The sequence below is a fragment of the Saccharomonospora marina XMU15 genome (assembly GCF_000244955.1).
Taxonomy (GTDB): domain Bacteria; phylum Actinomycetota; class Actinomycetes; order Mycobacteriales; family Pseudonocardiaceae; genus Saccharomonospora_A; species Saccharomonospora_A marina.
In genome coordinates, this window is sequence record NZ_CM001439.1 from 1,316,976 (window position 1) to 1,330,967 (window position 13,992).

The 13,992-nt window shown below is 68.2% G+C and carries 12 protein-coding genes and 2 tRNA genes; 12 read left to right on the forward strand and 2 right to left on the reverse strand.

Going from position 1 to position 13,992, the window contains the following annotated elements:
• Window positions 1–35 precede the first annotated feature (35 nt).
• The 7 genes from ilvC to SACMADRAFT_RS06235 all read left to right on the forward strand — a co-directional run bounded on the left by ilvC (window position 36) and on the right by SACMADRAFT_RS06235 (window position 7,626).
• On the forward strand, window positions 36–1,049 hold the full coding sequence (gene ilvC / locus SACMADRAFT_RS06205; protein ID WP_009152935.1) for a ketol-acid reductoisomerase: 1,014 nt from the start codon (window positions 36–38) through the stop codon (window positions 1,047–1,049).
• 108 nt (window positions 1,050–1,157) lie between these two features.
• Window positions 1,158–1,415, forward strand: coding sequence for a DUF397 domain-containing protein (locus SACMADRAFT_RS06210; RefSeq protein ID WP_009152936.1), 258 nt, complete (start codon window positions 1,158–1,160; stop codon window positions 1,413–1,415).
• Window positions 1,416–1,644: 229 nt separating this feature from the next.
• A complete protein-coding gene (serA, locus tag SACMADRAFT_RS06215; RefSeq protein WP_009152937.1) occupies window positions 1,645–3,240 on the forward strand; it encodes a phosphoglycerate dehydrogenase in 1,596 nt (531 codons plus the stop codon).
• 342 nt (window positions 3,241–3,582) lie between these two features.
• A complete protein-coding gene (locus SACMADRAFT_RS06220) occupies window positions 3,583–4,623 on the forward strand; it encodes a 3-isopropylmalate dehydrogenase (protein ID WP_009152938.1) in 1,041 nt (346 codons plus the stop codon).
• A gap of 148 nt (window positions 4,624–4,771) precedes the next feature.
• Complete coding sequence (locus SACMADRAFT_RS06225) at window positions 4,772–5,020, forward strand: hypothetical protein (protein ID WP_009152939.1); 249 nt, start codon at window positions 4,772–4,774, stop codon at window positions 5,018–5,020.
• Between the two features lie 153 nt (window positions 5,021–5,173).
• The gene (gene cimA, locus SACMADRAFT_RS06230; protein WP_009152940.1) at window positions 5,174–6,778 is read left to right on the forward strand and encodes a citramalate synthase; all 1,605 of its coding nucleotides are present in this window, start codon (window positions 5,174–5,176) and stop codon (window positions 6,776–6,778) included.
• A gap of 77 nt (window positions 6,779–6,855) precedes the next feature.
• Window positions 6,856–7,626 carry a fumarylacetoacetate hydrolase family protein gene (locus SACMADRAFT_RS06235; protein ID WP_009152941.1) on the forward strand — a complete coding sequence of 257 codons (771 nt, stop codon included), beginning with the start codon at window positions 6,856–6,858 and terminating at the stop codon, window positions 7,624–7,626.
• A gap of 16 nt (window positions 7,627–7,642) precedes the next feature.
• Here SACMADRAFT_RS06235 and SACMADRAFT_RS06240 read toward each other — a convergent pair whose 3' ends face one another.
• Window positions 7,643–8,875, reverse strand: a complete 1,233-nt coding sequence (locus SACMADRAFT_RS06240; RefSeq protein WP_009152942.1) for an FAD-dependent oxidoreductase — start codon at window positions 8,873–8,875, stop codon at window positions 7,643–7,645.
• Window positions 8,876–8,962: 87 nt separating this feature from the next.
• Between SACMADRAFT_RS06240 and gltX the strand changes: the two genes are divergently transcribed.
• The 4 genes from gltX to SACMADRAFT_RS06260 all read left to right on the forward strand — a co-directional run bounded on the left by gltX (window position 8,963) and on the right by SACMADRAFT_RS06260 (window position 11,598).
• The gene (gene gltX, locus SACMADRAFT_RS06245; RefSeq protein WP_009152943.1) at window positions 8,963–10,450 is read left to right on the forward strand and encodes a glutamate--tRNA ligase; all 1,488 of its coding nucleotides are present in this window, start codon (window positions 8,963–8,965) and stop codon (window positions 10,448–10,450) included.
• 79 nt (window positions 10,451–10,529) lie between these two features.
• A complete protein-coding gene (locus SACMADRAFT_RS06250; protein WP_009152944.1) occupies window positions 10,530–11,312 on the forward strand; it encodes an HAD family hydrolase in 783 nt (260 codons plus the stop codon).
• Window positions 11,313–11,403: 91 nt separating this feature from the next.
• Window positions 11,404–11,475: transfer RNA gene (locus tag SACMADRAFT_RS06255), tRNA-Gln, on the forward strand.
• Window positions 11,476–11,525: 50 nt separating this feature from the next.
• Window positions 11,526–11,598 (forward strand) — tRNA-Glu (locus SACMADRAFT_RS06260).
• A gap of 166 nt (window positions 11,599–11,764) precedes the next feature.
• Here the strand turns inward: SACMADRAFT_RS06260 and SACMADRAFT_RS06265 are convergent.
• Window positions 11,765–12,502: an IclR family transcriptional regulator gene (locus SACMADRAFT_RS06265; RefSeq protein WP_009152945.1), complete on the reverse strand. Its 738-nt coding sequence runs from the start codon at window positions 12,500–12,502 to the stop codon at window positions 11,765–11,767.
• A gap of 65 nt (window positions 12,503–12,567) precedes the next feature.
• On the opposite strand from SACMADRAFT_RS06265, the gene leuC reads away from it, so the two are divergent.
• Window positions 12,568–13,983: a 3-isopropylmalate dehydratase large subunit gene (leuC, locus tag SACMADRAFT_RS06270; RefSeq protein WP_009152946.1), complete on the forward strand. Its 1,416-nt coding sequence runs from the start codon at window positions 12,568–12,570 to the stop codon at window positions 13,981–13,983.
• Window positions 13,984–13,992: the final 9 nt, after the last annotated feature.

Here is a 13,992-nt window from a genome sequence, read left to right on the forward strand (position 1 = left end):
CTACGTTCAAGAGTCGAAAGGAAGTACCACCCCTCATGTCAGTCGAAATCTTCTACGACGACGACGCCGATCTGAGCATCATCCAGGGTCGCAAGGTCGCCGTGATCGGGTACGGCAGCCAGGGCCACGCGCACGCCCTGAGCCTGCGCGACTCCGGTGTCGATGTCCGCATCGGTCTTCCCGAGGGGTCGAAGTCGCGGGCGAAGGCCGAGGAGGAGGGTCTGCGGGTACTGACGCCCGCAGAGGCGGCTGGCGAAGCCGACCTGATCATGATCCTGGCTCCCGACACCAAGCAGCGGTCCATCTACTCCGAGGACATCGAGCCGAATCTGTCCGACGGCGACGCGCTGTTCTTCGGGCACGGCTTCAACATCCGCTACGAGCTCATCAAGCCGCCGGCCAATGTGGACGTCGCGATGGTCGCGCCCAAGGGCCCGGGGCACCTGGTTCGCAGGCAGTTCGTCGACGGCAAGGGCGTGCCGTGCCTTATCGCGGTCGAGCAGGACCCGAGCGGCAACGCGCAGGCGCTTGCGCTGTCCTATGCCGCGGCCATCGGCGGTGCCCGCGCCGGCGTCATCAAGACGACGTTCACCGAGGAGACCGAGACAGACCTGTTCGGCGAGCAGTCCGTGCTTTGCGGTGGCGCCTCCGCGCTCGTGCAGACCGGGTTCGAGGTGCTGACCGAGGCGGGCTACGCACCGGAGATCGCCTACTTCGAGGTGCTGCACGAGCTGAAGCTCATCGTCGACCTCATGTACGAGGGCGGTATCGCGCGCATGCGGTACTCGGTGTCCGACACCGCCGAGTACGGTGACCTCACCCGTGGCCCGCGCGTGATCACTCCCGAGGTGAAGGAGAACATGCGGGCCATTCTGCGCGAAATCCAGGACGGCACGTTCGCGCGGGAGTGGGTCGCAGAGGACGAGGCGGGCAGGCCCAACTTCCGCAAGCTGCAGGAAGCCGGTGAGCGGCACCCGATCGAGGAGACCGGCGCCAAGCTGCGCGGGTTGATGTCCTGGGTGGATCGGCCCATCACCGAGACCGCCTGACCTCGGCGTCGCACCCGAAAGGCCACCTCGGTCCGCTCGACGACCGAGGTGGCCTTTTCGCGCGTTACGGGGTGCTCTTTGCACCCATTTGGCCTACCGTGGCCCCCTATGAATACGGGACACTTGGCCGCCCGTGACAAGGCGGCCGTCCGCGCGGAACTCGACCTGCGCGAGGCCACCTGGCAACGGCTGCGCCCGGAGGGCGACACGCTCGAATACGCCTTCGTCACCCACAGCGACAACCTCACCTACGTCGCGCTGCGGCAGTCGTCCGAACCGGACGGGACAACCCTCGTTTTCACTCCGTCCGAATGGGACGCCTTCCTCGCCGGCGTGCGCGACGGCGAGTTCGACAGACCACGTTGAGAACTCAGTCTGCCACGCTGAGTCTTCGCCGCGCCTGCCGCTGTGACATTGCCGACTTCCATCACTCGCCTCCGCCGGTGAACGGCTGATCGCGCAGCGTCCGCCGTTGTGGACGTATTGCATCGGCGTAAACGCCTGGAGCTAAACTGCGGGCGTTGAGGGACACACTGCCGTGGTCTCCAGCTGAGCGCGTCCGCGAACCGATTCCCGAGCTCAGGAAAGGCGCATCGTGACGAATTCGAGCAAGCCAGTCGTTCTCCTCGCCGAGAAGCTTGCGCAGTCGGCGGTGAGCGTGTTCGGCGACGAGGTGGAGGTCCGCCACGTCGACGGAACGGACCGGCCCGCGTTGCTGGACGCGGTAGGTGATGCTGACGCGCTGCTCGTACGGTCCGCCACGAAGGTCGACCCGGAGGTTCTCGGTGCGGCGCCGAAGCTCAAGGTCGTGGCCAGGGCGGGCGTGGGGCTGGACAACGTGGACGTTCCCGCCGCCACGCAGCGCGGCGTGCTCGTGGTGAACGCGCCCACGTCCAACATCGTCTCCGCCGCCGAACACGCCGTCGCGTTGCTGCTGGCGGTGGCCAGGCGGGTGTCGGCTGCCGACCAGAGCCTGCGTGGCGGTGAATGGAAGCGCAGTTCGTTCACCGGTGTGGAACTGCACGGCAAAACCGTCGGTGTCGTGGGATTCGGCAAGATCGGGCAGCTGGTCGCACAGCGCCTCGAGGCGTTCGGCACCCACCTGCTCGCCTACGACCCCTATGCCTCGCCTGCTCGGGCGGCTCAGCTCGGCGTCGAACTGGTGTCTTTGGACGAGTTGCTGCAGCGGGCCGACGCGATCTCGATCCACCTGCCCAAGACACCGGAAACGAAGGGGCTCATCGACGCCGCCGCGCTGTCGAAGGTGAAGCCGGGTGCCATCATCGTCAACGCGGCCCGCGGCGGGCTGATCGACGAGGACGCGCTGGCCGAGGCGGTGCGGGAAGGCCGCGTCGGCGGAGCGGGCGTCGACGTCTTCGCCAGCGAGCCCACCACGTCCAGCCCGCTGTTCGAACTGCCCAACGTCGTCGTGACCCCGCACCTGGGTGCCTCGACGGTGGAGGCGCAGGACCGCGCGGGCACCGACGTGGCGCACTCGGTTCTGCTGGCACTGCGCGGAGACTTCGTTCCCGACGCGGTCAACGTGGCCAGCGGCACCGTCGGCGAGGAGGTGCGGCCGTACCTGCCGCTGGCGCAGAAACTGGGCACGGTGCTTTCGGCGTTCAGCACCAAGCCACCGTCCTCGGTGTCGGTCGTCGCCAGCGGCGAGCTGTCCGGTGAGGACGTCAGTGTGCTGCAGCTTGCCGCGTTGCGCGGCGTGTTCTCCGGCGTGGTGGAGGACCAGGTCACCTTCGTCAACGCACCCCGCCTTGCCGATGACCTCGGGGTGCAGGTGAGCGTCACGACCGAGCCCGAGAGCACCACCTACCGCAGCCAGGTCACCGTTCGCGCGGTGCATGCCGACGGAACGACTCACTCGGTGTCGGGCGCGGTGACGGGCAAGGAGGAGGTGCCCAAGCTGATCGAGGTCAACGGCAGGCACTTCGACATCCGCGCCGAGGGCCACATGCTGCTGCTGGAATACCCCGACCGGCCCGGGATCATGGGCAGGGTCGGGACGCTGCTCGGTGAGGCGGGGATCAACATCGAGGCCGCCCAGATCAGCCAGACAACCGACCGCTCCGAGGCGATCATGCTGCTGCGCGTCGACCGCGCCGTGGACGAGCACCTGCTGAAGCCGATCGGTGCCACCGTCGACGCCCGCATGATCCGGGCGATCACCTTCGACTGAGCCACCGACGTCGCGCACCGACTGCCCGCCCGCAAACCACTCGAAGCGGGCGGGCAGTCTGCGCTTGCCGGTATTCACGCCTCGCGTCCGCTGTGGAATCGCCCCCGCCCCGCGACTTCGGGGCGACGTCGGTGGTGCGCGGTGGTCCGCACCTTTCCCGCGCTCGGGGATGTGCACACGGTAGCGCTGTGCCACCATTGAGTGACGGCGGGTCCCGTCTGGCTGCGGCGTACGGGTGGTAGGGCTTCGGCCGTTTGTCGGGTCCCGGTAGCCTGCCGTCGCTGGACTCGATGGTGATGGGCAACGCGGGACGCCGGTTGCCCGACAGACGGAGGTGTGTGGATGCGGCTCGCTGTGATCCCCGGCGACGGGATCGGGCCCGAGGTGGTGACCGAGGCGCTGAAGGTGCTCGGAGAGGTCGCCCCGAACGCTGAGATCACCAACTACGATCTCGGCGCCTCCCGCTGGCATGCCACAGGTGAACTGCTGCCGGAGTCCGTGCTCGGCGAACTCCGCGAGCACGACGCGATCCTGCTCGGTGCGGTCGGCGACCCCACCGTGCCCAGCGGCATCCTGGAACGCGGGCTGCTGCTGCGGCTGCGCTTCGAGTTGGACCACCACGTCAACCTCCGCCCAGGACGGCTGTACCCGGGTGTGCGCAGCCCGCTCTCCGACCCCGGTGAGATCGACCTGCTCGTCGTTCGGGAGGGCACCGAAGGCCCCTACGCGGGCAACGGCGGCCTGCTGCGCAAGGACACCGAGAACGAGATCGCCACCGAGGTCAGCGTGAACACCGCCTTCGGCATCCGCAGGGTTGTCGCCGACGCGTTCAACAGGGCCGAGCAGCGTCCGCGCAAGCACCTCACGCTGGTGCACAAGACGAACGTGCTGGAGCACGCCGGGTCGCTGTGGTCCAGGATCGTGGAGGAGGTCTCGCTGGAGCACCCCGACGTGACCGTCGCCTACTCCCACGTCGATGCCGCCACCATCCACCTCGTGACCGACCCGAGTCGCTTCGACGTGATCGTCACCGACAACCTGTTCGGCGACATCATCACCGACCTCGTCGCGGCCGTGACCGGCGGTATCGGGCTGGCCGCGAGCGGCAACCTGGACATCACCCGTACCAACCCGAGCATGTTCGAGCCGGTGCACGGAAGCGCGCCCGACATCGCGGGCCAGAACCTCGCCGACCCCACCGCGGCCGTGCTGTCGATGTCGCTGCTGCTCGACCATCTCGGGATGCCCGAGGCTGCACGCCGGATCGAGGCCTCGGTGGCGTTCGACCTCGCCACCCGCGACCAGGCGTCCCCGGGCAACACCCAGGCGATCGGCGACCGGCTCGCGGCGCTGGTGTCGTCCAACACCAGCCAGGTCGGCTAGCTCGGCGGGGTTTCGAGGGCCGGCCGAAGCAGCGCGGAAAGGAGCGGAGCCGAGTGCTCCGCTCCTTCGCTTTGATGCCGGCTGTGTGGAAACCACCCGATGTGGGCATCCCTGGATAAGGACGACTCCGGCTGTGAGGTGGTGCGGCATGTGGGCATGGCTGAAGAAACTGCTCGCGCGCAGGCAACCGCGCTCGTCCAGCGCTACCGAAGCCGATGCGGCCGACGACCCGGTGGTGGCCAGGTCCAGGCCGACAGGGGGAAGGCAGCACGACGACCGCGGCGACAACCAGTCCTCCACCGGTCCCGGCCACACCGACACCTTCGTGGGCAGGGTGGCCGGTGAGGACCTCGGCTACACCGGGGAGACAGGGGCCGAGCGGCGCGGTTCGCAGTAGGTGTGGCATGATGCCTACCGTGAACACGTCTCGCGTGATCATTATCCGCAGGCGCGCCGGGTAAGTGCTTCCTCGAAGCACCCGGCGCGCAGACCTCTCGCACCCTGCGGGGGGTCTTTTTGTTTGTCAGGAGACTTTCTCAAGGAGACACCCGTGACCCGCACGGAACCAGCCGGCACACCGCTCGGCGACCAATTCCACCTCTACGACACGACACTGCGTGACGGGGCTCAGCGGGAGGGTATTTCCTACTCCGTCGCCGACAAGTTGGCCGTCGCGCGGCTGCTCGACGAACTCGGCGTCGGCTACATCGAGGGCGGCTGGCCGGGCGCGATGCCCAAGGACACCGAGTTCTTCGCCAGGGCCGCCGAGGGCGAGCTGGCGTTGCGGCATGCGGTGCTGGTGGCGTTCGGTTCCACGCGCAGGGCGGGCGTTCGGGCCGAGGAGGACTCGCAGGTGCGCGCCCTGCTCGACTCGCAGGCGCCGGTCGTGACACTGGTCGCCAAGTCGGACGTCCGCCACATCGAGCGGGCGCTGCGCGTGGACGTCGCCGAGGCCTGCGCCATGGTCGAGGACACGGTTTCCTTCCTCGTCGGTGAGGGCAGGCGGGTCTTCCTCGACGCGGAACACTTCTTCGACGGCTACGCCTACGACCCCGACACGGCACTGCGAGTGCTCGACGCCGCGGGCAGCGGCGGAGCCGACGTGGTCGTGCTCTGTGACACCAACGGCGGCCAGTTGCCGCTGGGAATCGCCGAGACCGTGAGGGAGGTCGCGCAGCGCACCGGCCTGCGACTCGGCATCCACTGCCAGGACGACACCGGCTGCGCGGTCGGCAACAGTATCGCGGCGGTGCAGGCGGGTGCGACCCACGTGCAGTGCACCGCCAACGGCTACGGGGAACGGGCAGGCAACGCCGACCTGTTCGCCGTCACGGGGAACCTGGTGGCCAAGCTCGGCATGGAGGTGCTTCCTGAAGGCGGTGCCGCCGAGCTCACCCGCGTCTCCCATGCGCTGGCCGAGATCGCGAACCTCGCGCCCGACACCCACCAGGCCTACGTCGGGTCGTCGGCCTTCGCCCACAAGGCGGGGCTGCACGCGAGCGCGATCAAGGTGGATCCGTTGCTGTACAACCACATCGATCCGGCTCTGGTCGGCAACGACATGAGGGTGCTGGTCACCGAGATGGCGGGCAAGGCCAGCCTCGAGCTCAAGGGACGCGAGCTCGGGCTGGACCTGGCCGCACAACCGGAGGCGCTCTCCAGCGCGGTGAAGAAGGTCAAGAGCATGGAGGCGCAGGGCTGGTCGTTCGAGGCCGCTGACGCGTCGCTGGAGCTGTTGCTGCTCGCAGAGACGGGGAAGGCGCCCGTCGAGCCGCCCTTCACGCTGGAGTCCTACCGGGTGGTACTCGACCACCGTGCGGGTGGCGAGGTCGGATCGGAGGCCACGGTCAAGGTGCACGTCGGTGGCCAGCGGGTGATCGCCACGGCGGAAGGCAACGGCCCCGTGCACGCGCTGGACGCCGCCCTGCGCAAGGCGCTCTCACCGCACCTGTCCTGGTTGGACAGCGTGGAGCTGAGCGACTACAAGGTGCGAATCCTCGCCGGGCATCCAGGCACCGACGCGGTTACGCGGGTGCTGGTCGAGTCGTCCGACGGTGAGCGGGAATGGACGACCGTCGGGGTTCACGCCAACATCGTCGAGGCCAGCTGGCTCGCGCTGTGCGACGCCCTGGTGCACAAGAGCCTGCGGCAGTAGGCGGTGAGCGCCCGCGACGACCGGGTGTGACCCCGCTGCCTTCCGCGCGCGCCCATGAGCCGCGTTAGGATTCGACGGTGCGACTGGCTCGAATTGCTCACCCCGACGGTGTCGCGTTCGCCTCGATCGAGGGGGACGGCGACGATGCGCAGGTTCTGGAGATCGCCGATCATCCATTCGGAAAGCCGAACTTCACGGGACGGCGGTGGCCGCTCGCGGACGTGCGGCTGCTCGCGCCCATCCTGCCCACGAAGGTGATCGCGGTCGGCCGTAACTATGCCGCTCACGCACAGGAGTTCGGCAACGAGGTTCCCGGCGAACCGATGATCTTCATCAAGCCGTCCACCAGCGTGATCGGTCCCAACGCGGCGATCAAACTGCCCGCGGTGTCGACGAGGGTCGACTTCGAGGGAGAGTTGGCCGTGGTGATCGGGCAGCCGGTGAAGAACGTGCCCGCCGCCCGCGCGGCGGCCGCCGTTCTCGGCTACACGATCGCCAACGACGTCAGCGCACGGGACTTGCAGAAGTCCGACGGGCAGTGGGGAAGGGCCAAGGGCTTCGACACCTTCTGCCCGGTGGGGCCCTGGATCGAGACCGCCGTCGATCCCGCCGACCTCGCCATCCGTTCCGAGGTGGACGGCGAGGTCAAGCAGGACGCGCGGACCTCGGCGCTGGTGCACAAGGTGCCCGAACTCGTGGAGTTCGTCTCGGCGGTGATGACGCTGTTGCCCGGCGACCTGATCCTCACCGGCACCCCGGAGGGCGTCGGACCGATCACCGCGGGTCAGCAGGTTTCGATCACGGTCGAGGGGATCGGCACGCTCACCAACCCGGTACAGCAAGGCTGAGCGAGCCCGCGGCCCCTCATCCGGGTGGTCGCCGCGCGAACGCGGGCGCGTGTTCCGGCCGGGGGCCCACCCCGATGAGATAGGCGGGCACGAACGACAGCCACGGCAGCCGTCGCAGCACGGTGGTGGCCGCTTTCGGCGGGCCCGCCCTGTTGCCTTCCACGAGCGGCGCGGCCACCGTGCGGTGCAGGATGTGCTGCAGCGTTTGCACGATGACGGTCGGCAGTCGCCGCCTACGCGACACCTTCGCCAGTGTCCGGCCGCTGACCCGGCCTCGCCGTAGCGGAGCGGCGAGCAGCGTGGCCGCGGCCACGGCGTCCTGCACGGCGAGGTTGATGCCGACGCCGCCGATGGGCGACATCGCGTGCGCGGCGTCGCCGATGCACAGCAGGCCGTCGATGTGCCAGCGGCGCAGCCGGTTGAGCCGGACGTCCAGGTGTTTGACGTCGTCCATCGACGCCAGCTCGTCGAGCCGGTCGGCAAGGTCGACGAGCAGCCCGCCTGCCTTACGCCGGAAACTCTCGATGCCGCGGGCACGCAGCAGCGGATCGATGCCCTTCTTACCGATGTAGGCGATCTGGTAGAAGTCGGTCCTCGGGATGACGATCGCGAACCGCCCGTCGCGCAGGGTGGGCCGCAGCGAGGACCGGTTCTCGCCGGGCTTCCTGCTGAGCCGAAACCACCACGCGTCGATGGGCACCGGCAGTTCCTTGTATCGCAGTTGCGGCAGTTCCCGCGCGATGGACCATCGCCCGTCGCAGGCGACGGTCAGCTCGGCCCTGATCTCGCCGCTCGTGCCGTCGTCGGCGCGGTAGCGCACACCCCGCACCCTGCCACCCTCACGGATCAACTCGGTCGCCTCCGTGCGCATCCGCAGCCGGAAGGTGGGTTCCTTCTCGCCCGCCTCGGCGAGGAGGTTGAGCAGATCCCACTGCGGTGTGATGGCGATGTAGGGATGGGGCACCTTCAGCCGTCGCAGGTCACCGACGACGACGTAGTCGTTTTCGTCGATGGGGAAGACGATCTGTTCCATCCGGCTCTGCGGCAGTTTGGCGAAGGCTTCGCCGAGCCCGAGTTCGTCGAGCAACCGCATCGTCGACGGGTGCACCGTGTCGCCTCGGAAATCGCGCAGGAAGTCGGCGTGCTTCTCCAGCACGGTCACTTCGATTCCCGCTCGTGCCAGCAACAGGCCCAGCATCATTCCGGCGGGCCCGCCCCCGATCACGACGCAGGTGGTCCGTTCGGCCATGGCCGCCCCCTTTTTTCATCGTCTGTTGAATATCTTCACGATGCACCGGATTCGCGCCCGCGTCAAGAGCGATACGCTGGAGCGGCTATGAGTGAGACGAACGCCGTGCGCGCCCGCTTCTGCCCTTCCCCCACGGGGATGCCCCATGTCGGCCTGATCCGCACCGCTCTGTTCAACTGGGCGTTCGCACGGCATCACGGCGGCAGCCTGGTGTTCCGCATCGAGGACACCGACGCGGCCAGGGACACCGAGGAGTCCTACGAGGCGCTGCTCGACGCGCTGCGCTGGCTGGGACTGGACTGGGACGAGGGCCCGGAGGTCGGTGGCGAGTACGGGCCGTACCGGCAGAGCCTGCGCGGTGAGGTCTACGCCGACATCGCCGCCCGGCTGCTGCGGGCAGGCGAGTTGTACGAGGCGTTCTCCACCAACGAGGAAGTCGAGCAGCGGCGCAGGGAGGCGGGTCAGGACCCCAAGCTGGGCTACGACAACTACGACCGTGACCTGACCGACGAGCACAAGCAGCGGCTGCGCGAACAGGGTCGCGAGCCCGTGCTGCGACTGCGGATGCCGGACGAGGACATCACCTGGACCGACCTGGTGCGCGGGGACATCACGTTCAAGGCGGGTACGATCCCGGACCCGGTGCTCGTTCGGGCCAGCGGCCAGCCGCTCTACACGCTCACCAACCCCGTCGACGACGCGCTGATGCGGATCACGCATGTGTTGCGCGGCGAGGACCTGCTGCCGTCGACACCCCGGCAGATCGCGCTGTACCAGGCGCTGCGCCGGATCGGCGTCACCGACTTCGTGCCCGAGTTCGGCCACCTGCCCTACGTGCTGGGCGAGGGCAACAAGAAGCTGTCCAAACGAGACCCCTCGTCGAACCTGTTCAATCTCCGCGACCGCGGCTTCATCCGCGAGGGGCTGCTGAACTACCTCGCGCTGCTCGGCTGGTCGATCGCCGAGGACAGGGACGTCTTCGGCGTCGAAGAGTTGGTCGAGGCGTTCGAGATAACCAAGGTGAGTGCGAACCCGGCCCGGTTCGACATCAAGAAGGCCGAGGCGATCAACGGCACGCACATCCGCGCGCTGCCGGTGCAGGAGTTCACCCGGCGGGTCACGCCCTACCTGAGTTCCGCGGGGGTGCTCCCGCAGCCGCCGAGCGACGAGCAGTTGGCCACCCTTCGTGCGATCGCCCCGCTCGTGCAGGAACGCGTCACCGTGTTGTCCGAAACGGTCGATCTCGTCCGGTTCCTTTTCGTTTCCGAGGAGGAGTTCGCGCCGGAGGAGGCCGCCGCCGCGAAGGCGCTCGGTCCTGATGCCGAGCCGGTGCTGCGCGCCGCCGTCGAGGCGCTCGACGCATTGCCCTCCTGGGACAGTGCCGCCATCGAGCAGGCGCTCAAGCAGGCGCTCGTGGACGGACTCGGGCTTAAACCACGTAAGGCTTTCGCTCCGATACGCGTCGCCGTTACAGGGCGGACAATTTCACCCCCGCTGTACGAGTCGATGGAACTACTCGGACGCCAGGTGTCACTCGCCCGCTTGCGGCGCGCCCTCGCGGGCAACTCAGCGTAGGGAGCTGGACCGAAACAGCAGCCGGGTTTTCACCTCCTCAGCCGAGTCGATCAAAGCGAAAGTGCCCTAGCCTCTCGGGGTGGCTTTTGCGCTTGGCTCCCCGACGGCATCGCAAAGAGTTTCCGAACACGACGACGCTCCCCCCTGGACACCGCCGGAACTGCGGCTCGTCTGCCTTGACATCGACGACACGTTGATCGACTTCTCCGCGGCGAGTCGAAGATCGCTCGAGGCACTGATCGGCAGAACCGACATGTGGCCGATGTGGGAGCGAATCACCGACGAGCACGTGGCGAGGGTGGTCACGGGCGAGCTGGAATACCCCGACATGCACGCGAGGCGTACCCAGGCATTCCTGGCGGAACTGGGTATCAGCGTCGGTATGGCCGACGTCGCCGGGTTCGAGAAGAAACGCAAGGAGATGCTGCGCCGCTCGTGGCGGCTCTTCGACGATGTCCTGCCCTGTCTGGAGTGGCTGACGGCGGCGGGTGTGCGGCTGGCGGCCGTGACCAACGCCTCCGGCGCTCACCAGCGGGAGAAGCTCGCGATGCTGGGGCTCGCGCGCTTCTTCGACTATGTCGCCATCGCCGGCGAGGTCGGCGTCGCCAAACCCGACCCCGTGATGTTCCAGACCGTCTGCTTCAAGCTCGACTGCGAACCGGCGCAGGCCGTACACGTGGGGGACAAGCTGACTACCGACGCCGTCGGCGCCCGCGACGCCGGGCTGGGCGGGGTGTGGCTGGACCGCACCGGGACAGGCACCGACGTCCCGTCCGACGTGCATGTGCTCTGCACTCTCGCCGATCTGCCCGAGCTGCTGGTCTCGGAGTTCGCCAGGGTGGGGGTGCCCGTTCCCCGTTGAGGGCAAGGGCCGGTTATCGGGGCGACTTCACGGTGGTCTACTATTTCTTTCCAGCGGTGCCGAGCTGGAGCGCGCTTCGGTAGGCACCCCTTGGGGTATGGTGTAATTGGCAGCACGACTGATTCTGGTTCAGTTAGTCTAGGTTCGAGTCCTGGTACCCCAGCTGCTTGCAGAGAATCTCCACCTGGTAGCCTCTCTCAGGCAACACAGCAAGCCCCCGTCGTCTAGCGGCCTAGGACGCCGGCCTCTCACGCCGGTAGCGTGGGTTCGAATCCCATCGGGGGTACGCTTGTAAGTGAGGGGTTTGTTCGGGAGAAATCCCGGACAGACCCCTCACTTTTTCGTATCGACGACACCATGGTGGCCACGAGTCCGGTTCGCCGGGCGCAGCCGACGAACCGGACGCTTCAGAGCCGGTCCTTTCAGAGCCGGTCCTTTCAGAGCCGGTCCTTTCAGAGCCGGTCCTGCAGCGCTTCCGCCGCCGCCAGCAGATCGGCGGCCCACCGCCCGCCTGGCTTGCGGCCGATACGTTCGACCGGTCCTGACACCGACACCGCCGCCACCACCGCGCCGGTCGTGTCGCGAACCGGTGCCGACACGCTCGCCACGCCCGGCTCACGTTCGGCCACACTCTGCGCCCACCCCCGCCTGCGCACCTCGAGCAGGGTGCGCTCGCCGTACACGGCGTCGGCCAGGATCGCCCGCTGGGTGTGCTCGTCGGCCCACGCCGCGAGCACCTTCGCGCCCGATCCCGCCGTCATCGGCAGCCGGGAACCAACCGGCACGGTGTCGCGCAACCCGCTCGGCGGCTCCGCCGTCGCCACGCACACTCGCTGGATGCCGTCCCTTCGGTAGAGCTGGACGCTTTCGCCGGTGATGTCGCGCAGTTTGGGCAGTATCACGCTCGCGGCGTCGAGCAGCGGGTCCACCGTGCCGCCGGCCAGTTCGGCGAGGGCGGGCCCTGCCCGCCACCTCCCGTCCGGACCACGGCGCAGCATCCGGTGCACCTCCAGCCCGACGGCCAGCCGGTGTGCGGTCGCGCGCGGAAGACCGGTACGCGAACACAACTCCGCCAGTCCGCACGGCTCCTGCGCCACCGCGTGCAACACGGCGACCGCCTTGTCGAGAACACCGATTCCGCTGGCCCGCGTTTCCGTGGCCTGCTGGTTGCTAACATTGGGCTGTCCCACAAAGCGATACTATAATCTCGCAGTTTGGGAAGTCCAGAATCGGCATGCTCACGTAAGGAGCCCTGATGACAACCAAGCGGGGCCGCACACTGGCAGAGAAAGTGTGGGACGCGCACACCGTGCGCCGCGGCCAAGGCGCTGAGCCGGACCTGCTCTATATCGATCTTCACCTCGTGCACGAGGTCACCAGTCCGCAGGCGTTCGACGGGCTACGCCTGACGGGCAGGAAGGTCCGCAGGCCCGACCTCACGATCGCGACCGAAGACCACAACGTTCCCACAACGGGCATCGACCTGCCCATCGCCGACCCGGTCTCGCGCACCCAGGTGGACACACTTCGCCGCAACTGCGAGGAGTTCGGCATCCGCCTGCACCCCATGGGAGACGACGAGCAGGGCATCGTGCACGTCATCGGCCCCCAACTCGGCCTGACCCAGCCGGGAATGACCGTGGTGTGCGGCGACAGCCACACCTCGACACACGGCGCCTTCGGCGCGATGGCCTTCGGCATCGGCACGTCGGAGGTCGAGCACGTGCTCGCCACGCAGACGCTGCCGCTTCGTCCGTTCAAGACCATGGCGATCAACGTCAACGGCGACCTGCGGCCGGGCGTGACCGCCAAGGACATCATCCTCGCCGTCATCGCACGGATCGGCACCGGTGGCGGGCAGGGATACGTCCTTGAGTACCGGGGCAGCGCTATCGAGTCGCTTTCGATGGAGGCGCGGATGACCGTCTGCAACATGTCCATCGAGGCGGGCGCCCGCGCGGGCATGATCGCGCCCGACGAGACGACCTTCGCCTACCTCAAGGACCGCCCGCACGCGCCGAAGGGCGCCGACTGGGACGCCGCGGTGGCCCACTGGCGCGAGTTGCGTACCGACGACGACTCCGAGTTCGACGCCGAGGTGGACATCGATGCCGCCCAGCTCACCCCGTACGTGACCTGGGGCACCAACCCCGGCCAGGGGTTGCCGCTTTCGGATTCGGTTCCCGACCCCGAGGCCATCACCGACGAGACCGAGCGGGTGGCCGCCGAGAAGGCCTTGTCCTATATGGATCTTGTTCCGGGGACCCCGCTGCGGCAGATCGCGGTGGACACCGTGTTCCTCGGCTCGTGTACCAACGGCCGGATCGAGGACCTGCGTGCCGCGGCCGGGGTGCTGCGTGGCCGCAAGCTGGCCGAAGGGGTGCGCATGCTGGTCGTGCCCGGCTCGATGCGGGTGCGGCAGGCGGCGGAGGCCGAAGGGCTGCACGAGATCTTCACGCAAGCAGGCGCCGAGTGGCGGCAGGCGGGCTGCTCGATGTGCCTGGGGATGAACCCCGACCAGCTGAAGCCCGGTGAGCGCAGCGCCTCGACCTCCAACCGCAACTTCGAGGGCAGGCAGGGCAAGGGTGGCCGTACCCACCTGGTCTCGCCGCTCGTGGCGGCCGCGACGGCCGTGAGGGGCACCCTGTCCTCGCCGGAAGACCTGGACTGAAGGAGGGCT